Annotated in this window: 27 protein-coding genes; 18 read left to right on the top strand and 9 right to left on the bottom strand. The window is 73.5% G+C overall.

Translation table 11 applies throughout. The features are described from left to right. The first annotated feature begins 22 nt into the window (after window positions 1-22). The 5 genes from JT362_RS02870 to JT362_RS02850 are packed head-to-tail and all read left to right on the top strand — an operon-like array spanning window position 23 to window position 4612. A complete protein-coding gene (locus JT362_RS02870; protein WP_260189412.1) occupies window positions 23-1105 on the top strand; it encodes an ABC transporter substrate-binding protein in 1083 nt (360 codons plus the stop codon). Beyond that, a complete protein-coding gene (locus JT362_RS02865) occupies window positions 1102-2094 on the top strand; it encodes an LLM class flavin-dependent oxidoreductase (RefSeq protein WP_260189411.1) in 993 nt (330 codons plus the stop codon). Before JT362_RS02870 ends, JT362_RS02865 begins: the two co-directional genes overlap by 4 nt. 11 nt (window positions 2095-2105) lie before the next feature. Continuing rightward, window positions 2106-3299 (top strand): thiolase family protein, encoded by a 1194-nt coding sequence (locus JT362_RS02860; protein WP_260189410.1) that lies wholly within the window; start codon window positions 2106-2108, stop codon window positions 3297-3299. 6 nt (window positions 3300-3305) lie between these two features. Then, the gene (locus JT362_RS02855) at window positions 3306-3965 is read left to right on the top strand and encodes a 3-oxoacid CoA-transferase subunit A (protein WP_260189409.1); all 660 of its coding nucleotides are present in this window, start codon (window positions 3306-3308) and stop codon (window positions 3963-3965) included. Next, window positions 3962-4612, top strand: coding sequence for a 3-oxoacid CoA-transferase subunit B (locus JT362_RS02850; RefSeq protein WP_260189408.1), 651 nt, complete (start codon window positions 3962-3964; stop codon window positions 4610-4612). Before JT362_RS02855 ends, JT362_RS02850 begins: the two co-directional genes overlap by 4 nt. A 1-nt stretch (window position 4613) precedes the next feature. On the opposite strand, the gene JT362_RS02845 is transcribed toward JT362_RS02850, so the two are convergent. From JT362_RS02845 to JT362_RS02830, 4 genes are all read right to left on the bottom strand, one after another. Next, window positions 4614-5354: a GntR family transcriptional regulator gene (locus JT362_RS02845; RefSeq protein ID WP_260189407.1), complete on the bottom strand. Its 741-nt coding sequence runs from the start codon at window positions 5352-5354 to the stop codon at window positions 4614-4616. Window positions 5355-5364: 10 nt separating this feature from the next. Next, on the bottom strand, window positions 5365-6510 hold the full coding sequence (locus JT362_RS02840) for an acyl-CoA dehydrogenase family protein (RefSeq protein WP_260189406.1): 1146 nt from the start codon (window positions 6508-6510) through the stop codon (window positions 5365-5367). Between the two features lie 9 nt (window positions 6511-6519). Then, a complete protein-coding gene (locus JT362_RS02835) occupies window positions 6520-7701 on the bottom strand; it encodes a CaiB/BaiF CoA transferase family protein (RefSeq protein ID WP_260189405.1) in 1182 nt (393 codons plus the stop codon). Between the two features lie 366 nt (window positions 7702-8067). Further along, window positions 8068-9270 carry an MmgE/PrpD family protein gene (locus JT362_RS02830; protein ID WP_260189404.1) on the bottom strand — a complete coding sequence of 401 codons (1203 nt, stop codon included), beginning with the start codon at window positions 9268-9270 and terminating at the stop codon, window positions 8068-8070. 85 nt (window positions 9271-9355) lie between these two features. Between JT362_RS02830 and JT362_RS02825 the strand changes: the two genes are divergently transcribed. Together JT362_RS02825 and JT362_RS02820 are read left to right on the top strand one after the other, a co-directional pair. Next, window positions 9356-10348 carry a MaoC family dehydratase gene (locus tag JT362_RS02825; RefSeq protein ID WP_260189403.1) on the top strand — a complete coding sequence of 331 codons (993 nt, stop codon included), beginning with the start codon at window positions 9356-9358 and terminating at the stop codon, window positions 10346-10348. Beyond that, a complete protein-coding gene (locus JT362_RS02820) occupies window positions 10345-11136 on the top strand; it encodes an HpcH/HpaI aldolase/citrate lyase family protein (protein WP_260189402.1) in 792 nt (263 codons plus the stop codon). Before JT362_RS02825 ends, JT362_RS02820 begins: the two co-directional genes overlap by 4 nt. Here the strand turns inward: JT362_RS02820 and fabG are convergent. From fabG to JT362_RS02800, 4 genes are read right to left on the bottom strand one after another with little or no spacing between them, the layout of a single operon-like run. Then, on the bottom strand, window positions 11124-11849 hold the full coding sequence (fabG, locus tag JT362_RS02815) for a 3-oxoacyl-ACP reductase FabG (RefSeq protein WP_260189401.1): 726 nt from the start codon (window positions 11847-11849) through the stop codon (window positions 11124-11126). The genes JT362_RS02820 and fabG overlap by 13 nt on opposite strands. Beyond that, window positions 11849-12952: an AbrB family protein gene (locus JT362_RS02810; RefSeq protein ID WP_260189400.1), complete on the bottom strand. Its 1104-nt coding sequence runs from the start codon at window positions 12950-12952 to the stop codon at window positions 11849-11851. Before JT362_RS02810 ends, fabG begins: the two co-directional genes overlap by 1 nt. Continuing rightward, window positions 12949-14268, bottom strand: coding sequence for an MmgE/PrpD family protein (locus JT362_RS02805; protein WP_260189399.1), 1320 nt, complete (start codon window positions 14266-14268; stop codon window positions 12949-12951). The genes JT362_RS02810 and JT362_RS02805 overlap by 4 nt, the downstream gene beginning before the upstream one ends. Beyond that, window positions 14265-15608, bottom strand: coding sequence for an MmgE/PrpD family protein (locus JT362_RS02800; protein WP_260189398.1), 1344 nt, complete (start codon window positions 15606-15608; stop codon window positions 14265-14267). The genes JT362_RS02805 and JT362_RS02800 overlap by 4 nt, the downstream gene beginning before the upstream one ends. A gap of 128 nt (window positions 15609-15736) precedes the next feature. On the opposite strand from JT362_RS02800, the gene JT362_RS02795 reads away from it, so the two are divergent. From JT362_RS02795 to JT362_RS02760, 8 genes are all read left to right on the top strand, one after another. Beyond that, window positions 15737-16774, top strand: coding sequence for a Bug family tripartite tricarboxylate transporter substrate binding protein (locus JT362_RS02795; RefSeq protein WP_260189397.1), 1038 nt, complete (start codon window positions 15737-15739; stop codon window positions 16772-16774). Beyond that, a complete protein-coding gene (locus JT362_RS02790; protein WP_260189396.1) occupies window positions 16752-17246 on the top strand; it encodes a tripartite tricarboxylate transporter TctB family protein in 495 nt (164 codons plus the stop codon). The genes JT362_RS02795 and JT362_RS02790 overlap by 23 nt, the downstream gene beginning before the upstream one ends. After that, window positions 17246-18799: a tripartite tricarboxylate transporter permease gene (locus JT362_RS02785; protein WP_260189395.1), complete on the top strand. Its 1554-nt coding sequence runs from the start codon at window positions 17246-17248 to the stop codon at window positions 18797-18799. The genes JT362_RS02790 and JT362_RS02785 overlap by 1 nt, the downstream gene beginning before the upstream one ends. After that, entirely contained in the window at window positions 18796-20145 is a 1350-nt protein-coding gene (locus tag JT362_RS02780) for an MmgE/PrpD family protein (protein ID WP_260189394.1), read from the top strand. The genes JT362_RS02785 and JT362_RS02780 overlap by 4 nt, the downstream gene beginning before the upstream one ends. A 42-nt stretch (window positions 20146-20187) precedes the next feature. Further along, window positions 20188-20973, top strand: coding sequence for an IclR family transcriptional regulator (locus JT362_RS02775; RefSeq protein WP_260189393.1), 786 nt, complete (start codon window positions 20188-20190; stop codon window positions 20971-20973). A 19-nt stretch (window positions 20974-20992) separates the two neighbouring features. Continuing rightward, the gene (locus tag JT362_RS02770; RefSeq protein WP_260189392.1) at window positions 20993-22051 is read left to right on the top strand and encodes an isocitrate/isopropylmalate dehydrogenase family protein; all 1059 of its coding nucleotides are present in this window, start codon (window positions 20993-20995) and stop codon (window positions 22049-22051) included. A gap of 12 nt (window positions 22052-22063) precedes the next feature. Next, entirely contained in the window at window positions 22064-22426 is a 363-nt protein-coding gene (locus JT362_RS02765; RefSeq protein WP_375546432.1) for an MmcQ/YjbR family DNA-binding protein, read from the top strand. Between the two features lie 198 nt (window positions 22427-22624). Then, window positions 22625-22828, top strand: coding sequence for a cold-shock protein (locus JT362_RS02760; protein WP_260189390.1), 204 nt, complete (start codon window positions 22625-22627; stop codon window positions 22826-22828). Window positions 22829-22912: 84 nt separating this feature from the next. Here the strand turns inward: JT362_RS02760 and JT362_RS02755 are convergent, their stop codons facing one another. Next, window positions 22913-24067 (bottom strand): glycosyltransferase family 4 protein, encoded by a 1155-nt coding sequence (locus JT362_RS02755; protein ID WP_260189389.1) that lies wholly within the window; start codon window positions 24065-24067, stop codon window positions 22913-22915. A 402-nt stretch (window positions 24068-24469) separates the two neighbouring features. Between JT362_RS02755 and JT362_RS02750 the strand changes: the two genes are divergently transcribed. From JT362_RS02750 to JT362_RS02740, 3 genes are all read left to right on the top strand, one after another. Next, window positions 24470-24901, top strand: coding sequence for a DUF5994 family protein (locus JT362_RS02750; protein ID WP_260189388.1), 432 nt, complete (start codon window positions 24470-24472; stop codon window positions 24899-24901). Window positions 24902-24903: 2 nt separating this feature from the next. Continuing rightward, complete coding sequence (locus tag JT362_RS02745) at window positions 24904-25083, top strand: RGCVC family protein (protein WP_260189387.1); 180 nt, start codon at window positions 24904-24906, stop codon at window positions 25081-25083. Window positions 25084-25193: 110 nt separating this feature from the next. Beyond that, window positions 25194-26603 carry an aminotransferase class V-fold PLP-dependent enzyme gene (locus tag JT362_RS02740; RefSeq protein WP_260189386.1) on the top strand — a complete coding sequence of 470 codons (1410 nt, stop codon included), beginning with the start codon at window positions 25194-25196 and terminating at the stop codon, window positions 26601-26603. The last annotated feature ends 2 nt before the right edge of the window (window positions 26604-26605 follow it).

The following is a 26605-nucleotide window of genomic DNA, read 5'->3' as shown; positions in this document are numbered from 1 at the left end:
CCGGGCGTTCAAGGAGGAACGCATGCCCAAGCACCCGTTACGAGCGCTGACCGCACTCGCCGCCGCGACCGCCGCCGTCACCGGCCTCACCGCCTGCGGCGGCGCGGACGGCGGGGACTCGTCGACCCTCTCGGTCGCCGTCACCACCCCCAGCTGGAACGCCGGCTTCGCCACCCTGCTGGTCTCCCAGGCCGAGGGGTACTTCGAGGACGAGGGGATCGAGGTCGAGTTCACCCTCCCGCCGTCCGGCACGCAGGCCGCCCAGCAGGTGATCGGCGGCGGCGCCGACATCGCCCTGGTGACCCCGGAACCCGTGGTCATCGGCGCGACCAAGGGCACCGATCTCACCTACTTCGCCAACTACTACGGCGACTGGATCTACGGGCTCGCCACCCTCGATGGCTCGCCGATCGACGACGTCGCCGACCTCGCCGGCAAGCGGATCGGCGTGACCAACGTGAGCAGCTCCGGCGCCACCTACGCGAAGGTCGCCATGCAGCTCGCCGGCCTCAACCCCGACGACGCGGAGTTCGTGCCGATCGGCGTCGGCGCCCAGCAGATCACCGCCATCAAGGACAACCAGGTCGACGCGCTCGCGTTGTGGGACACCCAGTACCAGATCGTCCGGAACGCCGGCATCACGATCAACGAGCTGTCCGCCCGGTCGCTCGACGGCATGTTCGGCGGCGGGTTCGTCGCCAGGGGCAGCGAGCTGGAGTCCAACCCGGACGCGTTCGTCAAGTTCGGCCGGGCGATCGCCAAGGGCGTCGTGTACGCCCAGGCCAACCCGGAGGCCGCGATCCGGACCATGTGGAAGGCCCAGCCGGACACCGCGCCCGGCGCCGGCACGTCCGAGGAGGAGGCCCTGGCACAGCAGGTCAAGGTCCTGGAGACCCGGCTCGAAGGCCTGGGCGTCCAGGAGGGCCAGACGCAGTGGGGCGTGATGGACCCCGAGCGGGTGAAGCGGACGATCGAGTTCGCCGAGGAGGCCGCGCTCATCGACCAGCCGGTGGAGGTCGACAGCATCGTGAACACGAGCCTGCTCGACAAGATCAACGACTTCTCCCAGGACGACATCCGCGAACAGGCCACGGCCGGCACATGAGACTCGGTCTGGCACTCGACCTCGGGTCGGCGGCTCCGGTCGCCGGCCAGGTCTCCGCCGCGCTGCCGCTGCTGCGCACCGCGGCGGAGGCCGGGGTGGACGGCGTGTGGGTGGGGGAGAGCTACCACCGGCGGCCGGAGCCGTTCCACCTGCCGGCCGCGCTGGTCGTGCTCGCGCACCTCGCGGCGCTCACCCCGCTGCGGCTCGGCACCGGGGTGCTGCTGCTCCGCGCCTACGACCCGGCCCGGCTCGCCTACGAGACCGCGCTGGTGGACCAGCTCGTCGAGGGCCGGCTGACCGTCGGCCTCGGCCTCGGCCCCGCCGAACTGGGCGATCGGTTCGGGTGCGGCGACCGACCGGGCGCCGCACTCCTCGACGGCACCCTGCGCGAGCTGCGCGCCGCCTGGGCGGACGGCGTGGTCCCCGGCCCGTTCGGCCATGCCGGTTCCGGTGGTCCGGCCGGTTCCGGTGGTCCGGCCGGTTCCGGTGGTCCGGCCGGTTCCGGTGGTCCGGCCGGTTCCGGTGGTCCGGCCGGTTCCGGCGGTCCCCGGATCCTGGTCGGCGGCGGTACCGCCGCGTCGGTCCGGCGGGCGGTGGAGCTGGCCGACGGCTACTACGCCGCCACCAACTACACCGACCGGCTGCTGGCCCGGCAGGCCGCGGCGTACCGGGAGCGCGCGACCGGGGACGTCGTGGTGAACCGGCTGTGCCTGGTCCACCCGGACGGCGACACCGCCCGCGACCTCGCCGCGCGGCACCTCGCGCCCGTCCTCGACTACTACACCGGGCGCGGGCTGTGGAAGTCCACCCGGGACGACCAGGAGCCGGCCGTGCCCGCCCTGGTCGGCACGCCCGCCGAGGTCGGCGACGCGCTGCGCCGCTACGCCGACCTCGGCGTCACCACGGTCAACCTGCGGGTCGCGCCGTACGGCACGCCGCCGGAGGTCGCCCGCCGCAGCATCGAACTGGCCGCGTCCACCCAGACCTGATGAGGGAGCCCATGTCACCGTCCTCCGCGTTCGTCTACGCCGCCGTGCGTACCCCGTTCGGCCGCTACGGCGGCGCCCTGTCCGGGGTCCGCACCGACGACCTCGCCGCCACCGTCCTGTCCGGACTCCTCGCCAGGACGCCGGACCTCGACCCGGCCCGGATCTCCGACGTCGTGTACGGCAACGCCAACGGCGCCGGCGAGGACAACCGCGACGTCGGCCGGATGGCGGTGCTGCTGGCCGGGCTCCCGGTCGAGGTGCCGGCCACGACCGTCAACCGGCTGTGCGGGTCGAGCCTGGACGCCGCGATGATCGCCTCCCGCGCGGTGGAGACCGGCGACGCGGACATCACCGTCGCCGGCGGCGTCGAGGGCATGAGCCGGTCGCCGTGGGTGCTGCCCAAGCCGACGAAGGCGTTCCCGGCCGGCGACGCCACCCTGGTGTCCACCGCGCTCGGCTGGCGGCTGGTGAACCCGAGGATGAAGCCGGAGTGGACGGTGTCCAACGGCGAGGCCTGCGAACAGCTCGCCGACCGGTTCGACGTCAGCCGTGAGCGGCAGGACGCGTTCGCCGAGCGCTCCCACCAACTCGCGGCCAAGGCCTGGGCGGACGGCTTCTACGACGACCTGGTGCTGGCCGTCCCCGGCACCGACCTGGACCGGGACGAGGGCGTCCGGCCGGACTGCACGACCGAGACGCTCGCCGGGCTGAAGCCGGCGTTCCGCACGGACGGCACGATCACCGCCGGGAACGCCTCCCCGCTGTCCGACGGCGCGTCGGCCGTGCTGATCGGGTCCGAGTCGGCCGCGACCGCGATCGGCGTGGACCCGGTCGCCAGGATCGCCGGGCGCGGGGTGGCCGGGATCGAGCCGCAGAGCTTCGGCTACGCGCCGGTCCAGGCCGCCGAGCGGGCGCTCGCCGCCGCCGGGATCGGCTGGTCGGACATCGGCGCCGTCGAGCTGAACGAGGCGTTCGCGGTGCAGTCCATCGCCTGCGTGGACGCCTGGCCGATCGAGCAGGAGATCGTCAACACCCGGGGCGGCGCGATCGCGATCGGTCACCCGCTCGGCGCGTCCGGCGGCCGGATCCTCGGCACCCTCGCCGCGGTGCTGCGGGAGCGGCGGCAGCGCTGGGGCGTGGCCGCCATCTGCATCGGCGTCGGCCAGGGGCTCGCCGTCGTCCTCGAGAACGTCGACGTGGCCTGAGCGGCCATGGTGGAGATCGCACCCGACACCGACGCGGCCGTCCGCGGGATCGCCGACGGCTCGACCGTGCTGATCGGCGGGTTCGGCGCGGCCGGGCAGCCGTACGCGCTCATCGACGCCCTGCGGCGTGGCGGGGCGGGCGACCTGACGGTGGTGAACAACAACGCGGGCAACGGCACCACCGGGCTCGCCGCGCTGCTCGCCACCGGCCGGGTCCGCCGGATCATCTGCTCGTTCCCCCGGCAGGTGGACTCGTTCGTGTTCGAGGAGCTGTACCGGGCGGGCCGGATCGAGCTGGAGGTCGCCCCGCAGGGCAACCTCGCCGAGCGGATCCGCGCGGCGGGCGCCGGTATCGGCGCGTTCTACACCCCGACCGGCGCGGGCACGATGCTCGCCGAGGGCAAGGAGACCCGCGTCATCGGCGGCCGTGAGCACGTACTGGAGTACCCGATCCACGCCGACGTCGCGCTGATCCGCGCGCACACCGCCGACCACGCCGGCAACCTCGTCTACCGCAAGACCGGCCGCAACTTCGGCCCGATCATGGCGACCGCCGCGCGGCTGACCGTCGCCGAGGTGACCCGGGTCGTGCCGGTCGGCGGCATCGACCCGGAGGCCGTCGTCACCCCGGGCATCTTCGTCGACCGGGTGGTGGTGACCCCATGACCGTCGAGCACGCCGACCGAGGGCCGCTGGACCGCGACGAGCTGGCGAGGCTGGTAGCGGGGGACATCCCGCGGAAGTCGTTCGTGAACCTCGGGATCGGCCAGCCGACCGCGGTCGCCGACCACTTCGGACCGGACTCCGACGTCGTGCTGCACACCGAGAACGGCATGCTCGGCATGGGCCCGATGGCGCACGGCGACGACGTCGACCCGGACCTGGTGAACGCCGGCAAGATCCCGGTCACCGAATTGCCCGGCGCCGCCTACTTCGACCACGCCCTGTCGTTCGCGATGATGCGCGGCGGGCACCTCGACGTGTGCGTGCTCGGCGCGTTCCAGGTCGCCGCGGACGGCACCCTGGCCAACTGGCACACCGGTGCCCCGGACGCGATCCCCGCGGTCGGCGGCGCCATGGACCTCGCCGTCGGCGCCAAGGACGTGTTCGTGATGATGTCCCTGTTCGACAGGAACGGCACCCCGAAGCTGGTCCCGGAGTGCGCGTACCCGGTCACCGGGCTGCGCTGCGTGAGCCGGGTCTACACCGACCGGGCCGTGTTCCACCTGACCGGGGACGGCGTGCGGGTGACCGAGACGTTCGGCACCACGCTCGCCGAGCTGCGCGCCCGCCTGGACGTGCCGCTGCTCTGAGTCACCGGGGCCCGCGCCGCAGCCGGACCCGGTAGGAGTAGTGCTCGGGCAGGAAGTGGCTGATCGCCAGCTCGACCGGGGTGCCGTCGGTGGTCAGGTAGGTGCGGTCCACCCGCAGCAGCGGGTCGCCCGGCGCGCAGCCGAGGTGCTCGGCGACGGCGGTGGTCGCGGCGACGGCGGTGATGCTCTGCTCGGCCTCGGCGATCGGCTTCGCGGTGTGCTCGTCGATCAGGCCGATCACCGTGACGTCGCTGACCGCTCCCGCCTCGGTGAGCTGGGGCAGGGCGGCCAGCCGGTCGCCGACGTCCGGCGGCAGGTACACCGTCGTCAGGCAGAACGGAACGTCGTGGTGCAGGCGCCGGAACCGCACCCGGTGCACCGCGTCGGCGTCCAGCCGCAGCCTGCTGGCCGCCTCCACGTCGACCTGCCGGCGCAGCGGGTCCACCAGCCGCAGCTGGGTGTCCAGGGACAGCGCCAGCAGGTCCTCCACCGAGCCGAACTGCCGCAGGTACTGGCCGTGCCTCGGCGCGGCGAACGTGCCCCGGCCGGGCACCCGCTGCACCAGGCCCTCGGCGACCAGGTCGTGGAACGCGCGCCGCACGGTCTGCCGGCTGACCCCGTGTTCGGCGGCCAGCTCCGCCTCGGTCGGCAGCCGCACCCCGCCGGCGTACCCGCCGCGCAGGATCGCGTCGCGCAGGGTGCGGCCCAGCCGCTGGTAGGCCGCCTCGGGCCGGTTCGCCATGGGCCGCACCTTAGGGCAGGCCGCGGGCGACGAGCTGGGAGGCGATCACGTTGCGCTGGATCTCGTTGGTGCCCTCGCCGACGATCATCAGCGGCGCGTCCCGGAAGTAGCGCTCCACGTCGAACTCGGTGGAGTACCCGTAGCCGCCGTGCACGCGGACCGCGTTCAGCGCGATCTCCATCGCCGCCTCGGACGCGAACAGCTTGGCCATGCCCGCCTCCAGGTCGGCACGCTCGCCCGCGTCGTGCCTGGCCGCGGCGAGCAGCACGAGCTGGCGGGCCGCGGTGTACTTGGTCGCCATGTCGGCCAGCAGGTTGCCGACCGACTGGTGGCGCCAGATCGGCTTGCCGAACGACTCCCGCTCCTGGGCGTAGCGCAGCGAGTCGTCCAGGGCCGCGCGGGCGACGCCGAGCGCCCGGGATGCCACCTGGATCCGCCCGGTCTCCAACCCGGTCATCATCTGCGCGAACCCCCGGCCCTCCTGCTCGCCGAGCAGCGCGGTGGCGGGCGCCCGGTGGTCGGCGAAGGACAGCTCGCAGCTCTCCACGCCCTTGTAGCCCAGCTTCGGCAGGTCGCGGGAGACGGTCAGGCCGGGGCCGTGCTCGACGAGCAGGATGCTGATGCCGGCGTGCCGGGGCGTCGCGGCCGGGTCGGTCTTGCACAGCAGCGCGATCACCTGGGAGCGGCGGGAGTTCGTGATCCAGGTCTTGGTGCCGTTGACCACGTACTCGTCGCCGTCGCGGCGGGCGGTGGTGGTGAGCGCCTGCAGGTCCGACCCGCCGCCCGGTTCGGTCAGCGCCATCGTCGCGCGCACCTCGCCGGTGGCCATCCTCGGCAGGTAGTGCCGCTTCTGCTCCTCGGTGCCGAACCGGTGGATCAGCTTGGCGACCACGGTGTGCCCGCCCATCGCGCCGGCCAGGCTCATCCAGCCCCGTGCCAGCTGCTCGGTGACCGCCACGTAGCAGGCGGTGGAGACGGCGACCTCGCCGTAGGGCTCGGGGATCGCCAGCCCGAAGACGCCGAGCCGCTTCATCTGCTCGATCAGCTTCTCCGGGTAGGTGTCGGCGTGCTCCAGCTCCCGCGCGACCGGGCGGACCTCGCGGTCGACGAAGTCCCGCACGGTGTCGACGATGGCCTGTTCCTCGTGGCTGAGCATGGGTTCCCCTCAGACGGCGCCGGCGGCGCGGAGGTCGGCGATCTCGGTGTCGGTGCGGCCGAGGTCGCGCAGGATGGCGTCGGTGTGCTCGCCCAGGGCGGGCACCGGGTTCAGCACCGGCTCGACCCCGGTCAGGTCGACCGGTGGCGCGAGCGCGGTCAGCTCGCCGTTCGGGCTGCCGACCCGGCGCCACCGGCCGCGTTCGGCGAGCACCGGGTGGTCCAGGAAGTCCGGCACCGTGTTGACCCGGCCGTTCGCCACTCCGGCCCGGTCGAGCAGCGCCAGCGCGCTCGGGGTGTCCAGCTCGGCGAACCGGGCGCCGATCAGCGCGTTGAGCGCGTCCCGGTTGGCGACCCTGGCCGATCCGGTGGCGAACCGAGGATCGTCGGCCAGGCCCGCGTCGTCGAGCAGGATCCGGCACAGCGCGACCCACTCACGCTCGTTCTGCACGGCCAGCACCACGGTGTCGCCGTCGCGGCTGGTGTAGGGGCCGTACGGCGCGATCGTGGCGTGCTGGGCGCCGACCCGCGAGGGTGGAGTGCCGCCGTAGCGGGTGTAGAAGGCGGGCTGGCCCATCCACTCGGCGAGCGCCTCGAACAGCGACACCTCGACGGCGGTGCCCTCGCCGGTGTTGGCCCGGCGCAGCAGTCCGGTGAGGACGCCGGAGTAGGCGTACATGCCGGCGGCGATGTCGGCCACCGAGATGCCGACCTTCGCCGTGTCCTCTGGGGTTCCGGTGAGCGACACCAACCCGGTCTCGCACTGCACCAGGAGGTCGTAGGCCTTGCGGTCGGACCACGGGCCGCTGGTGCCGTAGCCGGAGATCGTGCAGTGCACCAGCCTCGGGTTCCTGGCGCGCAGCGGCTCGGCGTGCACCCCGAGCCGTTCGGCCGCGCCGGGCCCGAGGTTGTGCACGAACACGTCGGCCTCGGCGATCAGCTCGTGCAGTACCCGCGCGCCCGCCTCGTGCTTGACGTCGAGGGTGAGCGACTCCTTGGACCGGTTGAGCCAGACGAAGTAGCTGGACTGGCCGAGCGCGGACTCGTCGTAGCGGCGGGCGAAGTCCCCGCCGTCCGGCCGCTCCACCTTGATCACCCTGGCGCCGAGGTCGGCGAGCTGCCGGGTCGCGTACGGCGCGGCGACCGCCTGCTCGAGGCTGACGACGGTGACGCCGTCCAGTGGCGCGCTCATGACAGCCCCTCGCAGGCTCGGTGCTGCCGCTCGCGGTCGCCCTGTGACATTGATTCGCTCGCAAGCTCGCTCATGACAGCCCCTCGCAGGCTCGGTGCTGCCGCTCGCGGTCGCCCTGTGACATTGATTCGCGCGCAAGCTCGCTCATGACAGCCCCTCGCAGGCTCGGTGCTGCCGCTCGCGGTCGCCCTGTGACATTGATTCGCGCGCAAGCTCGCTCATGACAGCCCCTCGCAGGCTCGGTGCTGCCGCTCGCGGTCGCCCTGTGACATTGATTCGCGCGCAAGCTCGCTCATGACAGCCCCTCGCAGGCTCGGTGCTGCCGCTCGCGGTCGCCCTGTGACATTGATTCGCTCGCAAGCTCGCTCATGCGGCTTCTCCCGGCAGGAGGTCGCCGAGGAAGGCGGCGGCGCCGGACCAGTCGAGGCCGACCAGGTCGGCGGCGTCGCAGGCGGCGAGCTTCTCGGCGAGTTCGGTGTCGGTCGGCGGGCGCTGGGGCGCGCCTGGCGGTAGGGCCAGCCGCGCGCGGGGCCGGGAGCCGTCGGCCATGGTCAGCTCGATGTCGGCCTCGCCGTTGAGCAGGCCCTCGCCACCGGGTTCGAGCACCACCTCTACCAGCTCCACCAGCCGCCGGGCCGCCGGGCGGCGTACCGCTTCGTCGGTGAAGCTCGCGAAGCCGGGGTGGTCGTCGAGCAGTGCGGCGGCCAGCGCGTACTCCAGGCTGAACTTGCCTCGCAGCCCGGTGTCCGGGCGGTGGTGGTGCAGCGGCTGCACGCTGGACGCGGTGGTGCGCACGACGATCCGCCCGACCTCCTCGGCCGAGGTCTTCGGCAGCTGCTCGCGGAGCGCGGCGATCGGGCGCTGCAGCGCGTAGCAGCAGGGGAACAGCTTGATCGCGAGCCCGCCCGGCACCGCGGGGCCGCTCAGGTCGACCTCCGGCGCGTCGCCGACCAGCGCCAGCCACTGGTCGAGCGCGGCCGGGTCGGCGGTGGCGCCGGCCGCGGCGAGCCGGGCCGCGCGCACCCCGGCCTCGGCGGCGAGCCCGACCTGGAGCGCCTTGCCGTCCGAGCCGAACGCCGCCTGCACGCCGCCGGCCTGCGGGACGGCCAGCGCGATCGCGTGCGCGGTCCGCTCGGCCGACAGCCCGAGCGCCACCGCGGCGGTCACCGCGGCCGCCGGAGCCCCCGCGGTGCAGGTGACGTGCCAGCCGCGGGCGTAGTGGGACCAGCCGAGCGCGGTGCCGAGTCTGGCCAGCACCCCGGCGCCGGCGAGGTAGGCGTCCGCGCCGCCGCCGGTGGCCAGCGCGGCCGGCACGCAGACCACGCTGATGTGCGCGGTCGACGGGAGGTGCAGGTCGTCGAAGTCGAGGACGTGGCCGACGGCCGCCCAGCGGGCCGAGGGGGAGAGGCCGGTGGTGAGCGCCGCCATCCGGCTCCCGCGCGCGGCGGCGGTCACCGCGACCGTGTCCAGCAGCGCGCGCCGCGCGAGCGCCCGGTCCTCGTCGGTCGGCCGCAGGTCGTGCGCCCAGGCGGCCAGCCTTTCCGCGGTGGATGTCGCGGTGGATGTCATCGGCGCTCCGGATCCGTCGAGTAAATGTACGGCCAATCTCACGTCGCGTTGTCCGAGCTGTCAAGCCCGGCCTAAGGTGACCTGCATGATATGGCCGGATAAATCAGAAGGCCCCTGCTTCGACGAGCTGTCCGTCGGCGACCGGTTCACCGGCGCGCCCGGGGTGACGCTCACCGACGGGCACGCCGCCGCGCACCAGGCGGTGCTCGGCGACCGGCTGCGGCTCCCGCTCGACCACGCGCTGGCCGCCGAGGTCACCGGTGCCGGCCCGCTCGCGCATCCCGCACTGGTCTGGGACACCGCCATCGGGCAGTCCACAGTGGTCACCCAGCACGTGCGGGCCAACCTGTTCTACCGGGGTCTCGCGTTCCGCCGCTTCCCGGTGCTCGGCGACACCCTGCGCACGGTCACCGAGGTGGTCGGGCTGCGGGAGAACACCCGGCGGCCGGGCCGCGCGCCGACCGGTCTGGCCGCGCTGCGCATCACCACCGTCGACCAGCACGACCGGCCGGTGCTGGACTTCTGGCGCTGCGCGATGCTGCCGCTGCGCGACCCGGACCGGAAGACCGGCCACCGCGACGACCTCACCGGCCTCGGCGTGACCACCCCGCCCGCGCCCCCGCTCGACGGCTGGGACCTCGCCGCGTTCCGCGACCGGGCGCCGGGGGAGCACTTCGCCGACCTGCCGGTGGGCCGGACCTGGCGGGTGGCCGGCGCGGACGTGGTGTCCAGCGCCCCGGAGCTGGCCCGGCTGACCGCCAACATCGCGATGGCCCACCACGACGAGGTGTCCGCGGGCGGCCGCCGGCTGGTGTACGGCGGGCACACCATCGGCGTCGCGCTGGCCCAGGTGTGCCGCGCGATCCCGAACATCGTCACCGTCACGAGCTGGGACGGCTGCGACCACACCGGCCCCGTGCACGAGGGCGACTCGCTGACCAGCACGGTCGAGGTGACCGCCCGCGACCCGCTCGCCACCGGCGGCCTGCTCCACCTCCGGACCACGGTCGAGGCCCGCGCCGGCACCGCCGACCCCCGACCGGTGCTGGACTGGCGGTTCACGGTGGTGACGGCATGATCCCCGCCCGTACGTTGCTGTTCGTGCCCGGCGACCGGCCGGACCGGTTCGCCAAGGCCGCCGCGTCGGGCGCCGACGGGGTGATCATCGACCTGGAGGACGCGGTCGCCCCGGCCGGCAAGGACACCGCGCGCGACCACGCCCGCCGCTGGCTCGCCGCCGGCGGCACCGCGCTGGTCCGGGTCAACGCCGCCGACACCCCCTGGCACGCCGCCGACGTCGCCGCCCTCACCGGGCTCGCCACCGCGTTCGTCCTGCCCAAGGCGGAACGCCCGGAGGACGTCGAACGGCTGGACGTCCCGGTGATCCCGCTGGTGGAGACCGCCGTCGGCGTCGCGGCCGCCCGCGAGGTGTGCTCGGTGCCCGGCGTCGCGCGGCCCGCGTTCGGCAGCATCGACCTCGCCGTCGAGCTGGGCGTCGACCCGGACTCGCACACCGCGCTGCTGCACGCCCGGTCCGCGCTCGTCCTGGCCGCGGCGGCGGCCGGCTGCGCGCCCCCGCTGGACGGCGTGACCACCGCCCTCGACGATCCGGACGCCCTGCGCCGGGACACCGAGCACGCGGTCGAGTTGGGGTTCACCGGCAAGCTGTGCGTCCACCCTCGACAGGTCGACCCGGTGCACGCCGCGCTCCGGCCGTCCGACGCGGAACTGGACTGGGCACGCCGCGTCCTCGCCGCCGGGTCGGCCGGCGGGGCGGCCGCGGTGGACGGCCGGATGGTCGACCGCCCGGTGCTGCTGCGCGCCAGGAGCCTGCTGCGCCGCGCGGGTGAACCTCACCCCAGGTAGAGGCCGCCGTTGACGTTGACGGTCTGCCCGGTGACGAACGCCGCCTCGGGCGAGGCCAGGTAGCGGACCGCCGCCGCCACCTCGTCCGGGCTGCCCGGCCGGCCGACCGGAATCGGCCGTCCCTTGTGGTGGTGGGGGATGCCGTCCCGGACGGTGTCGATCAGGCCGGGGGAGACCGCGTTCACCGTGACGCCCTCGGCGGCGTACTCGACCGCGAGGGCCTTGGTCAGACCGATGATCCCGGCCTTCGCCGTCACGACGTGCGCGCGCGACGCGGCGCCGGTCTGCCCGGTCACCCCGGCGATGTTCACGATCCGCCCGCCGCCGCGCTCGACCATCCCGGGCAGCACCGCCGCCGAGCAGTGGAACGCGCCGTCGAGCACCACACCAAGGATCTCCCGCCAGTCCTCGTCGGTGATGTCGCTGAACGGCTGCTCCCGGCGGACGGCGGCGTTGTTCACCAGCACCGCCACCGGACCGAGCGCCTCGGTCACCTCGGCCACGGCCGCCCGCACGGCGTCGCCGTCCCGGACGTCGGCGAGCACCACGTGCGCCCGCGCGCCCGCCGCCTCGACCTCGGCGGCCACCGACTCGGCGGCGCGGTCGGTCCTGGCCAGCAGCGCGAGGTCGTGCCCGGCGCCGGCGAGGGCGAGCGCGGTGGCGCGGCCGATGTTGCGGCTCGCGCCGGTCACCAGCGCGGTCGGACGGGTCATCAGGACCTCCCAGGTCGGTCGAACCGGGTGAACAGCCGGATCCACACCGGCATCAGGATGTTCACGATCACCTGCCGGCCGGTCTGCGCGGCCAGCACGAACGCCAGGTCACTTCCGGTGGCCGAGGCGATCACCACCATCTCGGGCGCCCCGCCCGGCGCGACCATCAGGAACGCGGACAGGAACGACCACGGACCCACCGCGGTGATCCCGAGCGCGATCAGCGACGCCACCCCGCAGGTCGCCACCACCCCCGCGAGCCCGCCGGCCAGCGCGGCCAGCCCGTCGCGGTAGCGCTGCGCCAGGTACTCGCCGACGGTGATCCCGAGCAGCGCCTGCCCGACGACCTCCTGCAGGAACGGCACCGCCAGCAGGTCCGGCGCCACCCCGAGCGCACGCAGGCCGATACTCAGCACGCACCCGTACAGCAGCGGCCCCAGCAGCGTCGGCACCGGAATCCGTACCTTGCCCGCCGCCCACGCCGCCACCACCGACCCACCGAGCAGCGCCGCCACGTACAGCCATGCCGGCCCCGAGCCGGGCAGCAGCGGGTTCGGCTCCGCGTGCCCGCCGCCCGCCCGCTCGCCGCTCAGCGCGAACACCAGCAACGCGAGCACCAGCACCAGCGTCATCCGGAACGACTGCACGACGGCGACCAGCCCGACCGGCTTGCCGTACTCGGCCGCCACCGAGGGCATGATGCCGATCCCACCCGGCAGTGTCGCCATCCCAGCGGTCAGCCCGTCGACCCGCCCGAGCCCCGCGTAGAGCCGGGCGATCCCGATCGAGGCCAGCAGGATCGCCAGCACCCCGCCGGCCAGCAGCGCGAGCTGCCCCGGCGACACCGACAGCTCCTGCACCGCGATCCCCGGCCCGATCGCGGCCCCGATCAGCAACTGGCCGAGCTTGCGGATCCGCGCGCTCGGCGCCGCCGACGCCCCCACGGCACGGGTGACCCGGCAGGCGACCACCGCGCCGAGCACCCCGCCCAGCACCCAGATGATCGCCTGCCCGGTGAGCGCGAACAGCACGCCGCCGACCGCCCCGGCGGCCACCAGCTCGCCGGGGAGCAGCCACCGCGCCCTGGTGCCCGCGTCGCTCACGCGCCAGGTACGCCCGCGGCGAGCAGCCCGGCCACCGACCCGGCGGCCGGATCGAACGCCAGGTCGACGAAGGCCGCGGCCCGCTCACCCAGCACCGGCTCGGTCAGGGCCAGCGCCTTGCGGCGTACCCCGGCCGCGTCCAGCACGGCCGGGCGGTCCCGTTCGGCCCGCCACACCTCGCCGTCCGCGGCGGTGACCTCCGCGCGCACCCCGTACCGGGGCACCGACTCGTCGGCCACCAGCTCGCACCGGTCGCGCAGGGCCACCACCTCGGGAGCGGTCACCACGTCGTCGGCGAACTGGGCGGGGTCGGCGTGCCCGTACCGGTAGCCGACCGCGAAGCAGTGCGTCGCGCTGAACTTCGCCGCCAGGCTGTTCGCCGGGGCCGTGCGCCCCATCGCGACCAGTACGAACGGGTTGACCGTCAGCCGCACCGCACTCGGCGGCTCGGGGAACCGGCGGCCCGCCTCGGCGGCGACGTCGATGAGCGCGTGGCTGACCACCCCGCACGCGTACGGCTTGATCTCGTTGCGCTCCAGCTCCCAGCGCTCGCCGAGGCCGTCGAGCGCGGCCGCGGCGCCGTCGACCCGGCCGGCGTGCAGCGCGAGCAGCCCCCGGCGGCCCTCGACCGGCGCCGCTGGCCCGTCCAGCCCGTGCTCGGCGAGCACCGCCGCCTCGAACCCGGCGGCCGCGGCCTTCCCGGGCTGCAGCGGCTTGGCCATCGTGCCCAGCGCCTCGATCAGCCCCGCGGACTGCGTCGCGGCCAGCCCGATCGCCGCCCGTTGCCGGTCCGGATCCAGGCCGAGCAGGCGCCCGGCCGCGACCGCGGCGCCCACCGGAGCGGCGATGCCGGTCAGGTGCCAGCCGCGGTCCAGCGCGTCGGGCACCAGCGCGAGCCCGACCCGCAGCGCGACCTCCACCCCGGCGGCCACCGCGGCCAGCAGGTCCGCCCCGGACGCCCCGGTCCGCACCGCCGAGGACAGTGCGGCGGCGACCACCGGCGCTCCCGGGTGGACGATCGTCGGCGGGTGCGTGTCGTCGAAGTCCTCGACGTGGCCGGCGATCCCGTGCGCGAGCGCGGCCCAGGTGCCGGCCAGCCGGTAGCCCCGGCCGAGCAGCGGCACGGCGTCCGGCCCGGACAGCGCCCCGAGCGCGGTGACCGCGGTCTCGACGGCCGGGTGCCGGGCGGCGCCGGCCATCAGGCACAGCGCGTTGCCGGTGGTGGTCGCGGTGGCCTCGCGGGCGCTCGCCGGCAGGTCGGCGAACCGGAGGTCGTGCGCGAAGGTGCAGAGGTCGGTGCTCAGGGTGCTGGTCACGGGGTCGGCTCCGGGGTGGCGGCGTCGATCAGGGACTTCAGGGTGGGCGCGTCCGGCAACGCGTGCACGGCGGCGGCCAGGCCGGCGGCGCGGTCGCCCAGCACCGGCTCGGCGAGGCGGTGGCCCTTGTCGGCCAGCTCCTCGGGGGTCAGCGGCCGGGCGAGGCTGCCCCGGGCGTGGTCGACGTGGCCGCGGTGGGTGCTGCCGTCGTCGAGGGTCACGGTCAGCGTCGCCTCGTCCCGCCGGCAGCCGGCGTCCGGGACGACGGTGATCGCGTGCCGCAGCGCGGCGACCTCCGGCGCGGTCGCCCGCTCGTCGCTGTACTGCGGCAGGCCGACCTGGCCGTCGAGCAGACCGGTGGCCACGCCGTGCACGGTGCTGAACCGGGCCTGCAGGCCGTTCACCGGGTCCGGGTTGCCGGTCAGCTCGGGCACCAGCGGGTGACAGCGCAGCTCGGCGGCGGTCACCCGCCGGCCGGCCAGCTCGGGGTGCAGTTCGACCGCGGCGTCGATCGCCGGGTGGCTCACGATCCCGCACGGATAGGGCTTGTACGTGTTGTCCAGCAGGTGCCAGCGGGTGCCGAAGTCGCCGAGTACGATCTCCGGCGCGGCGGCCGGGGTGAGCACCGCGAAGAACCCGCGCGGGCCGTCCAGGCTCGTGGCCGGCGCGGTGAACCCGGCCCTGGCCAGCAGCACCGACAGCACGCCGTTCGCCGCCGCCTTGCCCGCGTTGACCGGCTTGACCGCGCTGCCGAAGCCCTCGCGGTGCCCGACGGTCTGGCTGACCGCGAGCCCGATCGCGGTGGTCAGGCCGCTCTCGTCCAGCCCGGCCAGCAGCCCGGCGGTGACCGCGGCGCCGACCACGCCGCAGGTGCCGGTGATGTGCCAGCCCGCGTCGTAGTGCGCCTCGGTGAGCGCGAGCCCGAGCCGCAGCTGCGCCTCCACCCCGAGCCCGACCGCGCGCACCAGGTCCGCGCCGGTCACGTCCCCGGTCCAGCCGACCGCGAGTCCGGCGCCCAGGCACGCGGCGCCCGGGTGGATGACCGTCGCCAGGTGGGTGTCGTCGTAGTCGTCGAGGTGCGCGGCGGTGCCGACGGCCAGCGCGGCCGCGTGCTGGTCCAGCCGTTCGCCGCGGCCGAGCACGGGCACGGTCCCGGACTCGCTCCGGTGCGTGCGCACCACGCCGTCGATGATCGGGTGTCCAGCCGCGCCGACCGCGGTGTGCACCACGTTGAACACGGTGCGCAGAGTCTCGGCGTGGGCGGGCGGCGGCAGGGTCGCCGCGAGGAGCGCGGCGGCCAGCTCGCCCGACATGTTCCGTATTGCGGGATTGGTGACCACGAAGCCAAGGCTAGGTGACGAGTTGTTGACAGGGAAGAGTGGTCTTCCTAGTGTGAGCCCGGTCAAACGCGGGCAAGCATTCCACGATTCGGAATAGCTCGCCGGCCGTCACCGTGCGAGGAGGCCGGATGACGATCACTCGTGGCACCAAGGTCTGCGTGGCGAGCCTGGTCGCGCTCGCCACGACCCTGGCCCTGACCTCCGGGCTGGGCGGTCGCCCACCCGCCGAGGACAACGGGATCGGCGACTTCGCCGGGCAGCGCATCCGCTTCGTCGTGCCCACCGCGGCCGGCGGCGGTTTCGACACCACCCTGCGCCAGCTCCAGCCCTACCTGGAGGAGCGGCTGGACGCGACGATCGCCGTGCAGAACCTGGACGGCGCGGCCACCGCCATCGGCACCAGCGCGGGCCTGAACGCCGAGCAGAACTGCATGACCATGCTGTTCCACGGCATCCCGCACCTGACGTTCTCCTACCTCACCCAGAACGTCGACTACTCGCTCGAGGACCTCGCCCCGGTCGCCGGCGTCAGCATCGAGCCGGGCGTGCTGCGGGTGGCCGACGACGCGCCGTGGGACACGTTCCAGGACCTGATCGCCGACGCGCGGAAGCGGCCCGGCCAGATCCGGGTCAGCGTCAGCCTGCGCACCAGCAACAACTACGTCGGCATGCGGGCCATCGAGGACGCCTTCGACGTGCGGTTCAACATCATCGCCTACGACGGCGGCGGCCCGTCCCGCAACGCCCTGCTGTCCGGCGAGGTCGACGCGACCCACGCCGGGGTGTTCAACAGCCTCGGCCTCGAGGACGCCACGAAGGTGCTCGGGGTGCAGATGCCGGAGAACCGGTGGGGCGATGTCACCGGCGACGCGCCCGTGCTCGCCGGCCCGGACGGGGAGGCGGTGCCGGAGAACTCCTCGCGCTACAGCACCTGGGTGCCGACCGCCTGCCGCGACGACTACCCCAAGCGGTACGAGGCGCTGGTCGGCGCGATGCGCGAGGCCCTGGCCGACCCCGGGCTCGCCGCCGACCTCGCCGAGCTCGGCGAGGAGTCCAAACTCGACTACCTGGACCCGGACGCGCTCGGCGCGGTCGCCCGGGACAGCGACGAGGAGATCCGCTCGATTCTCGAGGATGACCCCGATGCCTTCACCACCAGCCCCTGACGCCGTCACCCGTCCCGGTGTCGCCGAACGCACGTTCGCCTCGGTTCCCGCGCTGATCGCGTTCGCGCTGGCCGCGGTGTTCCTGCTGCGCGCCGACCGGATCAGCGGCCCCGAGGCCACCTACCCGGTGGTGCTCGCGATCGCCGTGCTCGCCGTCGGCGCGGTCAACCTGGTCCGCGACCTGCTCACCACCGCGCGTTCCTCGGACGAGACCGACGGCCCGCTCACCCGCGCGGCCGTGCTGCGGGTGCTGGCGTTCGTCGTGGTGCTGTTCGCCGCGCTCGTGCTGCTGGAGCCGGCCGGCTTCTTCCCGGCCATGGTCGTGATGGTGGTCGGCGGCCTGGTCTGCTTCGGCGTGCGCCGGCCGCTGGTGATCGCGGCCGCCACCGCCCTCATCGTCGGCTGCGCCTACCTGGTCTTCGTGCGCCTGCTCGTGGTGCCGTTCCCACCCGGATTCCTGGGGATAACCTGATGAACCTCGACACCATCTCCGACGGCTTCGGCCTGTTACTGCAACCCATGCCACTGATGTGGCTGGTCATCGGGCTCTGTCTCGGCTTCCTCGTCGGTGTCCTACCCGGACTGTCCACGTCGAACACCGCCGCCCTGCTGCTGCCGTTCGCCATCGGCCTGCCGACCGAGTCCTCGCTGATCCTGATCGTCAGCATCTACGCCGGCGCGCAGTTCGGCGGCGCGGTGCCGGCGATCCTGGTGAACGTGCCAGGCGAGGCCGGCGCCGCGGTCACCGCGCTGGACGGCTACCAGTTCACCAAACGCGGCGAACCCGCCCTGGCCATCGGCATCGCCCGGATGGCGGCGGCGATCGGCGGGGTGGTCGGCGGCGTGGTCGTGCTGCTGCTGCTCGGACCGCTCGGCGAGTTCGCGCTGACCTTCGGCGCCCGCGAGCTGTTCGTGGTGATCCTGCTCGGCTTCGTGGTCGCGTCCTCGCTGATGGGCGAGAGCGTCCGAAAAGGACTCATGGTCGGCCTGCTCGGGCTGCTGCTCGCCACCGTGGGCGGCGGACCGACCACCGGTCAGGAGCGGTTCACCTTCGGCGTGCTGGAGCTGTACGAGGGCATCTCGTTCATCCCCGCGCTGGTCGGGCTGTTCGCGGTCAGCGAGATGCTGATCCTGGTCGCCCGGCACCGCCGCAACGGCCGCCCGGAACTCGACGTGCCGACGCTGTCGCTCGGCAAGGAGCTGCGCTCGGCCATCCGGGGCGCACGGGAGACGTTGCGGCACAAGAAGGTCGTCGGCCAGTCGAACGCGCTCGGCGTGGTGCTGGGGCTGATCCCCGGCATCGGCACGACCATCGCGAGCTTCGTCAGCTACTCGCTGGCCAAGCGCCGGTCCAAGACCCCGGAACGGTTCGGCAAGGGCACCCCGGAGGGCGTGATCGCCGCCGAGGCGTGCGACTCCAGCGCGGTCGGGGCGACCCTGGTGCCGACGCTGACGCTGGGCATCCCCGGCTCGGCGACCATGGCCGTGGTGCTCGCCTCCCTGTACCTGCAGGGGATCCAGCCCGGCCCGCAGGTGCTGATCAGCCACGGCGCCGAGGCGTACGCCGCGATCCTCGCGCTGATCGTCGCCAGCATCCTGATCATGCCGCTCGGCGTGCTGCTCGCCAGCCCGCTCGCGATGGTGACCAAGGTGCCGGCCAAGTACCTGGTGCCGATCGTCCTGCTGGCCTGCTTCGCCGGCGCGTTCGCCGTCCGCTATTCGCTGTTCGACGTCGGCGTGGCGATCATGTTCGGCCTGCTCGGCCTGGTGCTGCGGCTCAACGGCTATCCGGTCATCCCGCTGGTGCTCGGCCTGGTGCTCGGCCCGCTCGCCGAGGAGAACCTGCTGCGCTCGCTGGAGCTGGGCAACAACTCGGTCGGCTACTTCTTCGGCTCCACCACCGCGGTCGTGCTGTGGGCGCTGCTGGTGGCCGCCGCGGGCTACCTGTTCTGGCAGTACCGCCGCCGCCGGTCCGCCGAACCCGTACCGGACAAGGAGAACGAGCCCGTGGGAGGAAACGCGTGACGGTCAGCGAGCACACCCGCCGGGTCGCCGAGTACCTGGCGGCCGCGCCGAAGGCGGACCTGCCGGCGGCGGTGGTGACCAAGACGTGCGCGCACATCCTGGACACCGTCGCCGCCATGGTCTCCGGGTCGCGACTGCCCGCCGGGGTGCGCGGCGCCGCCTACGCCGCCACCCAGCACCCCAGCGGCCCGGCCACCGTCGTCGGAACGGGCACCAGGACCAGGGCGGTGGACGCCGCGCTCGCCAACGGAATGGCCGCGCACGCCGACGAGACCGACGACTCGCACCCGGCGTCGCTGTCCCACCCCGGCTGCGGCGTCGTGCCCGCCGCGCTCGCGGTCGCCGAGGAGCTGGACAGCACCGGCGCCGACCTGGTCCGCGCGGTGGTCGCCGGCTACGACGTCGGGCCGAGGGTGGTGCTCGCCCTCGGCCGTCCGCCGGTGCTGACCGAGCGGAGCAGCTACTCCACCCACGCCTACGCCGCCCAGTTCGGCGCGGCCGCCGCCGCGGCGGTGCTGTACGGCCTGGACGAGACCGGGGCCAGACACGCGCTGTCCTACGCCGCGCAGAGCGCCAGCGGCGTCACCACCTGGCTGCGGGACGGCAACCACGTGGAGAAGGCGTACGTGTTCGGCGGCATGCCGGCCACCAACGGCGTGCGCGCCGCCGCGCTGGTCGCCTCCGGCTGCGACGGCGTGGACGACGCGTTCACCGGACACCCGAACTTCCTCGACGCGGTGTCCCCGCTGGCGAACCCGGTGCTGTTGGCCGACGGGCTCGGCGAGCGCTACGAGGTCCAGCACACCAACATCAAGAAGTTCGCCGTCGGCTCGCCCGCGCAGGCCGCCGTGCAGGCCGTGCTCGACCTCGTCGCGTCCGACGACCCCGCGCCGGCCGACATCGCCGCGATCGAGATCGTGCTCCCCGGCGACCTCGCCCAGGTCGTCGACCGGCGCCTGATGCCCGACATCAACGTGCAGTACCTGGTGGCCGGCTCGCTGCTGGACCGCCGCTTCACCTTCGCCATGGCCCACGACACCGACCGGATGCACGCGCCGGACGTGGTCGCCCTGATGGACCGCACCACCCTCGTCCCCGACCAGGAGGTCAGCGGCGTCCGCACCGCGACGGTGACCCTGACCATGGCCGACGGCACCACCCTGCGCCGGCACGTCGACGCCGTACGCGGCACCGTCGCCGACCCGATGAGCCATCAGGAGCTGGTGGACAAGTCACTGGACCTGCTCGTCCCGGTACTCGGCCACGACCGCTCGGCCGAGGTGCTCGACCTGGTCACCCGCCTGCCCGAGGTGCCCTCCGCCCGGACCTTGGGGGAACTGCTGTGAGTGAGCACTCGGTACAGTCGCTGCCTGGACGGAGGGGTGCAGATGGCGGAGGACGTGCCGGCGCGGCAGTCGGTGCAGGCGATCGACCGTGCGGTCGCGATCATGTCGGTGTTCTCGCGGGCCCGGCCGGTGGCGGGGGTGTCGGAGATCGCGGAGCAGACGTCGCTGTCGCGCAGCACCGTGCACCGGATCCTGGTGAGCCTGGCCAACCACGGGCTGGTCACCCAGCTGCCGCGCAGTACCGACTACTGCCTCGGCCCTCGCCTGCTCGGCCTGGCCGAGACCGCGCGGGCACGGCTGTCGCTGGAACTGCTCGCCGGGCCGGCGATGACCGCGCTGCGCGACCACACCGGCGAGACGGTGGCCCTGCACATCCTGGACGCCACCCCGGCGCGGCGGACGATCGCGCAGGTGGAGAGCGTGCACGCGCTGCGGCGGACCTACACCGACATCGGGTCGCCCCGGCCGCCGCACCAGGGCGCGCCGGGCAAGGTGCTGCTGGCCTTCGCCGACGAGGAACTGCAGGAACAGGTGCTGCGCGGCGACCTGCGCTCGGCGATCACCCTGGCCAGGATCGACCCGGCGGAGCTGCGGGACGAGCTGGCCACGATCCGGGCGTCCGGGCACGCGCTGTCGCTGGAGGAACGCGTCCCGGGCGTGGTCGGCCTGGCGGTCCCGGTGCGCGACCACACGGGTGCGGTGGTGGCCGCGCTGAGCGTGAGCGCACCGGCGCTGCGGGCCGGGGTCGCCGAACTGGAGGCGCTGGCACCGCGCGCGATGCTCGCGGCCGACGAGCTGTCCCTCCAACTGGGGCACCGACGGACCTGACGACCGGGGCGGTGGTCCGGTGAGCTACGACATCGCCGTGCTGGAAGGCGACGACATCGGGCTGGAGATCGTGCCGGTCGCCGTCGAGGTGCTCACCGCCGCGCTCGACCGCGCCGGCGTCACCGACGTCGTACTGCACCCGCTGCCGATCGGCGCCGCCGCGCTCGGCGAGCACGGCACGACCTTCCCCGACCGGACCCGTGATGCGCTCGCGTCGATGCACGGCGTGATCCTCGGCCCGATCGGACACGCGGCCTACCCGCCGGGGGCGGTGAACCCGCACCCGGTGATCCGCCGGACGCTCGACCTGTACGCCAATCACCGGCCGGCGCGGTCCTACCCGGACCTGCCGAGCCTGCACCGCGACGTGGACCTGGTGGTCCTGCGCGAGAACAACGAGGGCTTCCAGCCGGACCGGAACATGCTCGCCGGGTCGGGGGAGTTCCAGCCCGACGAGGACCACGCCTACAGCATCCGGGTGATCACCGCCCGGCAGTCCGGCCGAATCGCCCGCGCCGGGTTCGAGCTGGCCCGCCAGCGGCGCGGGCACGTCACCGCGATCCACAAGCGCACGGTGTTCCGGCTCACCGACGGCCTGTTCATGCGCGAGGTGGAGCGGGTGGCCGCCGACTACCCGGACGTCCGGCTCGACGACCACCAGGTCGACACCGCGGCGCTGCACCTGGTGACCCACCCGGCGGACTTCGACGTGGTGCTGTGCACGAACATGTTCGGCGACATCCTGTCCGACCTGACCGCCGGCCTGGTCGGCGGCCTCGGGATGGCCCCCGGCCTGTCCGCGGGCGACGAGGTCGCGATGGCGCAGGCCACCCACGGCTCCGCGCCGGACATCGCCGGCACCGGCCGCGCGAACCCCTACGCGATGATCATGTCCGTGCGGATGCTGGTGGCGTGGCTCGGCAACCAGCACGCCGACCCGCGCCTGACCGCGGCGGCCGACGCGATCGGCGCGGCCGTGGACAGCGTGCTCGCCCGCCCGGACCAGCGCACCCCCGACCTCGGCGGCACCGCCACCACCGAGCGGATGGGCGCCGCGGTGGTGCGTGCGCTCGGCTGAACTGTCGGTGGGATGCGCGAGAATGCCGGCGTGGGCGTACGGAGTGGGCAGTTCTTGCGGATGGTGGACCGGCTCGCCGAGGTCGAGCGGGCCGAGGCGAGGGACTACACGTCCTTCAGCGTGCGGGGGAAGCGGTTCGGCTACCACTGGCCGAGGACGAGCACGGTCGGCCTGAAGCAGACGCTGTCCGAGCAGGCCGCGCTGGTGTTCGAACGCCCGGACGTCTTCGAGGTCCAGTTCACCGCGGGCGGCTTCGGCTGGGTCGTCGTGCACCTCGCCGGAATCGACGCCGACGAACTCACCGAACTGCTCTACGAGGCGTGGCGGCTGGCCGCCCCCGAGGTGCTGGCCGAGGAACACCCGCTCCGGCGCTGAAGGCGGGGCCGGCTGGCGCGATCGCCGATGCCGTGTATGCTGAAACATGGTCATTGGTTTTGTGTTCGTGTCACTGCGCGCTCGCGAAACGTTGTAGCGGGTGTTCGCGTTTCTCCAGGTTGGTCAAACGGGGTCCCGTCGCAGATAACCCGGCTCACCGCACCAGCGGTGTCCGTATCCACCTGTTGAGGAGAAAACATGGCTCAGGGCGTTGTGAAGTGGTTCAACTCCGAGAAGGGGTTCGGCTTCATCGCCCCCGACGACGGTACCGCCGACGTGTTCGTGCACTACTCGGAGATCCAGGGCGGCGGCTTCAAGTCGCTCGAGGAGAACCAGCGCGTGCAGTTCGATGTCGGCCAGGGTCAGAAGGGCCCGCAGGCGACCGGCGTCACCACCATCTGAGTGTTCCCGGGCGCGGCCCGGGAACAGCTACACCTGTCACCGGCAGGTCCCGTCCAACGGACAGGGCCTGCCGGTTTCGTGTGGTCAGCGTGGCCGCGGAATGGCCGGCTGGGTGCGACCCGCCTCGATCGGGCCGTCGTCCACGACGTCGTGCGGAGCCTGGACCGACGGCGTCCGCACGAGTTCCTCCAGCTGTCGGATGATGGTCGCGGGCGGGATGGACCGAGGCTGGGCGAACACGGTCAGCAGCGCGTCCACGGACTGCTCGACGGTGAACCTCGTTCCGGCGCGCCGCCGTGCACCCGGAACGAACGAGCCGCTGTCGATGGCCGCGCGAATGCCCCAGGCGAGCGCCTCGGCGTTGTCGGGTTCGACGAACACGACCCCGCCGCAGTCGGTCTCGGGGAGCCCGCCGTCGTCGGCCGCGACCACCCGACAGCCCGAGTGCTGCGCCTCGATCGACACGATGCCGAAGGTCTCGTGCCAGTACTGGCTGTTGGACGGCATCACCACGATGTCGTGCTCGGTCATCAACGCCGCCATCCCGGCCGGTGTCCTGCGGGTGGGGACGACCGAGATGCCGGGATGCTCGCCGAGCAACCGCTCGATGATCTTGCCCTGCCGCTTGTCCGCGCCCGCGGTCGTCGCGGTGAACGTGAGATCCACGTCCTGCTCGATGATGTCGATGTGCAGGGTCTCCAACAGGGTGTAGATGCCCTTCTCCGGGCTCAGCCGGCCGGCGAACAGGACACGTGTCTTCCCCGGCGGCCTGCTCGGCCGGGGTACCGCGGCGAAGCACGGCTCCGCGAAGGGGTACACGACGTTGATCGTCGCGACGTCGACGTCGAGGTACTCCGACCACAGCGCGGCCGCGTACCGGCTGGTGGCGATCAGGGCGCGGTCCATGGTCCCGCGCACGGCGAACTCCTTCTGCCGTGCCCTGATGGGCGGCGGGTTGTGCAGGATCAGGTAGGCCGGGTTCCTGGTGGCCACGGTGTGCGGCTCGTTGACGAACACGACGGTGCCGTCGAGGTCGCCGACCTCGGACAGCGTCGACAGGGACCGGAACGCGACGTCGGTGAACTCGTGCCGGCCGTCGTCGTCGCCCAGGCCGACGGTGACCACCTGCGCCGGGACGCCCCGCCGGTTCAGCTCTCGGACCTGGCCGGTGGTGTAGTTCTCGGACCCACCGGTGCCGGCGGGCAGGGCGTTCCCAGGTGACCAGATGAACGAGATCAACTCAGCGTTACCCCACAATTCGTGTGAATTCGAAACCCGATTCGGAGAAGCGGACCACTCGCGGGCCGCGACGGGCCGGCGGCGGGGTCCTTGGAAGGACGTTCGAAACCAGGAGGTCGGCTGAGAAGCAACGACCATCGCGATGGTGAACAGTGCAGCCAGGCGAAGGCTAGCACGACCTGGAATCGGAACCGGCCGATCGTTTCCGCACAGGTGTAGGGTGCGGTTGTCGAGGACATTTCGCACGTGGGCGGCCAAGCCCGCGTCGTCCCCGACGCGTCACCCAGGCCGGCCGCGTTCGCGGCCGGGGACGGGAGCACCGGCACGATGTCGGGCCCACACCTCCGCACTTCCACCCCCCTGGCCACCATGGTCGCCGAGCCGTCCCGGGGGACACGACGGTTGACGTTGAAGCCGAAGGCGCTCACCACGGGGTATGTCGACGGAGCGTGGTGGGCGCGGTCACGAGACCTGTCCACCGAACTGCCGGCGCTGCTCGCGGCGTTGGCGGTTCGGCTGGGGCGCGTCGAGCGGGTGAGCTACAACCTCGGCGCCTGGGACCTCGCCCCGGGTCGGCTGGTCGTCAACGGCCAGGGGGTCCGCCTCGGCGGATTCCACGCGCAGCACCCGAGCACTCTGGACGTGATCGGGCTGAACGGCTCCCGCCTCACCCTGCTGGTCCTGCCACCGGCAACCGACGAGGCGACCGCGCACCGGATCCTGCGCGCCGCGGCCGACCGGGACAACACCGACGAGGTCGACCGACTGCTCTCGACCGTCACGGTCGAACCGAGCCGAGCGATCGTGCCGTGCGCGAGGACGGGAAACGAGTAGAGATGCCGGAAGTCGCCGTGACACCGAATGGCTCCGAAACCCCCGACACCACCGCGTGCGCCGCCTGCCCTCATCCCTGGCCCGACCACGACCGGATCGCGGCCCGCTTCTGCACCGCCACCACTGTCGGGAAGCTCGGCCGGGGGTGTGTCTGCACGGCTGACGCCGACAGCGCCGGCTGAGGACGGGCTTTGCATCCACGGCCCCGGGGAGGAGGATCGGGACGGGACGCATCGGCTGGGGAGGCGGGTATGGCCGGGTTCGGAACAGCTGACGGAAACCGGGCGCCGCGATGATCGCGGGCGTCGACGTCCGGGCCGAGTACGGGCGGACCGGCAGGCTGGACGAGTTGCGCCGTACCGAGTACGGGTACCTGGACGAGCAGGGTCACCTGTACCTCGACTACACCGGCGCGGGGCTCGCGGCCAGGGCGCAGCTCCGCGCGCACGCCGACCGCCTGGGCGGCACGCTGTTCGGCAACCCGCACTCGGTCAACCCGACCAGCGAGGCCGCCACCGAACTGGTGGAGCGGACCAGGGCCAGGGTGCTGCGCCATCTCAACGCCGACCCGGCCGAGTACGCCGCGGTGTTCACCGCGAACGCGACCGGCGCGGCCCGGCTCGTCGGCGAGGCGTACCCGTTCTCGCGGCGGACGCGCCTGGTGCTGACGTTCGACAACCACAACTCGGTCAACGGGTTGCGGGAGTTCGCCCGCCGCGGCCACGCGGCCACCAGCTACGTGCCGACCGAGCCGCCGGAGCTGCGGGTGGACACCGAGGTGCTGGCCGCCGAACTGGCCCGGCACGGCGGCGGGCTGTTCGCCTTCCCCGCGCAGAGCAACTTCAGCGGCGTCCGCCATCCGCTCGACTGGATCGAGCTCGCGCACGGGTTCGGCTACGACGTGCTGCTCGACGCCGCCGCCTACCTGCCGACCGCCCGGCTCGACCTGACGGCCGTTCGGCCGGACTTCGTCCTGGTCAGCTGGTACAAGCTCTTCGGCTACCCGACCGGCGTCGGTTGCCTGGTGGCCCGGCGGGAGGCGCTGGCCAGGCTGGCCAGGCCGTGGTTCTCCGGCGGCACGATCCAGGCCGTGAGCGTCGGCCTGCCCTGGCACACCATGACCGCCGACGAGTCCGCGTTCGAGGACGGCACGCTGAACTTCCTGTGCATCCCGGACGTGCACGTCGGGATCGACTGGCTCGACGGCATCGGCGTCGAACTGGTCGGCACCCGGGTGCGGTGCCTCACCGGCTGGCTGCTGGAACGGCTCACGGCGCTGCGGCACGGCGACGGCAGCCCGATGGTCGAGGTCTACGGGCCGGTCGACACCCGGGCCCGCGGCGGCACCGTCGCGTTCAACCTGCGCGACCGGCACGGGCGGATCGTGGACGAGCGGCTGGTCGCCGCCGAGACCGCCGCGGCCGGGATCTCGTTGCGCACCGGGTGTTTCTGCAACCCCGGGGTAGGGGAGAACGCGTTCGGCCTCGGCCGGGACGCGCTGCTGGTCCTGCGCGACGCCCGGCCGGACACCCTCGACGAGTACCTGGCGCTGGTCGGCCTGCCGTCGGCCGGCGCGCTCCGCGTCTCGTTCGGCCTGGCCTCGACCGTCGACGACCTCGACCGGTTCGTCGCCTTCGTCGAGCGCACCTACCGCGACCGGGTCGCCGAGGGTACCGACCTGCCGCCCCGGGACCGGTGCTGAGG

Source organism: Actinophytocola gossypii (genome assembly GCF_025165815.1).
GTDB classification, from domain to species: domain Bacteria; phylum Actinomycetota; class Actinomycetes; order Mycobacteriales; family Pseudonocardiaceae; genus Actinophytocola; species Actinophytocola gossypii.
Note: the sequence above shows the minus strand (reverse complement) of the source record. Positions and strands in the feature narration are given on the sequence as shown.

Excerpts from the sequence above, each read along its gene's own strand:
- JT362_RS02845 (WP_260189407.1), bottom strand. The coding sequence starts at position 5,354 with ATGGCGAACCGGCCCGAGGCGGCCTACCAGCGGCTGGGCCGCACCCTG.
- JT362_RS02830 (WP_260189404.1), bottom strand. The coding sequence starts at position 9,270 with ATGACATCCACCGCGACATCCACCGCGGAAAGGCTGGCCGCCTGGGCG.
- JT362_RS02865 (WP_260189411.1), top strand. The coding sequence starts at position 1,102 with ATGAGACTCGGTCTGGCACTCGACCTCGGGTCGGCGGCTCCGGTCGCC.
- JT362_RS02840 (WP_260189406.1), bottom strand. The coding sequence starts at position 6,510 with ATGCTCAGCCACGAGGAACAGGCCATCGTCGACACCGTGCGGGACTTC.
- JT362_RS02795 (WP_260189397.1), top strand. The coding sequence starts at position 15,737 with ATGACGATCACTCGTGGCACCAAGGTCTGCGTGGCGAGCCTGGTCGCG.
- JT362_RS02835 (WP_260189405.1), bottom strand. The coding sequence starts at position 7,701 with ATGAGCGCGCCACTGGACGGCGTCACCGTCGTCAGCCTCGAGCAGGCG.
- JT362_RS02775 (WP_260189393.1), top strand. The coding sequence starts at position 20,188 with ATGGCGGAGGACGTGCCGGCGCGGCAGTCGGTGCAGGCGATCGACCGT.
- JT362_RS02745 (WP_260189387.1), top strand. The coding sequence starts at position 24,904 with ATGCCGGAAGTCGCCGTGACACCGAATGGCTCCGAAACCCCCGACACC.
- JT362_RS02825 (WP_260189403.1), top strand. The coding sequence starts at position 9,356 with ATGATATGGCCGGATAAATCAGAAGGCCCCTGCTTCGACGAGCTGTCC.
- JT362_RS02820 (WP_260189402.1), top strand. The coding sequence starts at position 10,345 with ATGATCCCCGCCCGTACGTTGCTGTTCGTGCCCGGCGACCGGCCGGAC.
- JT362_RS02850 (WP_260189408.1), top strand. The coding sequence starts at position 3,962 with ATGACCGTCGAGCACGCCGACCGAGGGCCGCTGGACCGCGACGAGCTG.
- JT362_RS02855 (WP_260189409.1), top strand. The coding sequence starts at position 3,306 with ATGGTGGAGATCGCACCCGACACCGACGCGGCCGTCCGCGGGATCGCC.
- JT362_RS02790 (WP_260189396.1), top strand. The coding sequence starts at position 16,752 with ATGCCTTCACCACCAGCCCCTGACGCCGTCACCCGTCCCGGTGTCGCC.
- fabG (WP_260189401.1), bottom strand. The coding sequence starts at position 11,849 with ATGACCCGTCCGACCGCGCTGGTGACCGGCGCGAGCCGCAACATCGGC.
- JT362_RS02870 (WP_260189412.1), top strand. The coding sequence starts at position 23 with ATGCCCAAGCACCCGTTACGAGCGCTGACCGCACTCGCCGCCGCGACC.
- JT362_RS02740 (WP_260189386.1), top strand. The coding sequence starts at position 25,194 with ATGATCGCGGGCGTCGACGTCCGGGCCGAGTACGGGCGGACCGGCAGG.
- JT362_RS02860 (WP_260189410.1), top strand. The coding sequence starts at position 2,106 with ATGTCACCGTCCTCCGCGTTCGTCTACGCCGCCGTGCGTACCCCGTTC.
- JT362_RS02785 (WP_260189395.1), top strand. The coding sequence starts at position 17,246 with ATGAACCTCGACACCATCTCCGACGGCTTCGGCCTGTTACTGCAACCC.
- JT362_RS02765 (WP_375546432.1), top strand. The coding sequence starts at position 22,064 with ATGCGCGAGAATGCCGGCGTGGGCGTACGGAGTGGGCAGTTCTTGCGG.
- JT362_RS02760 (WP_260189390.1), top strand. The coding sequence starts at position 22,625 with ATGGCTCAGGGCGTTGTGAAGTGGTTCAACTCCGAGAAGGGGTTCGGC.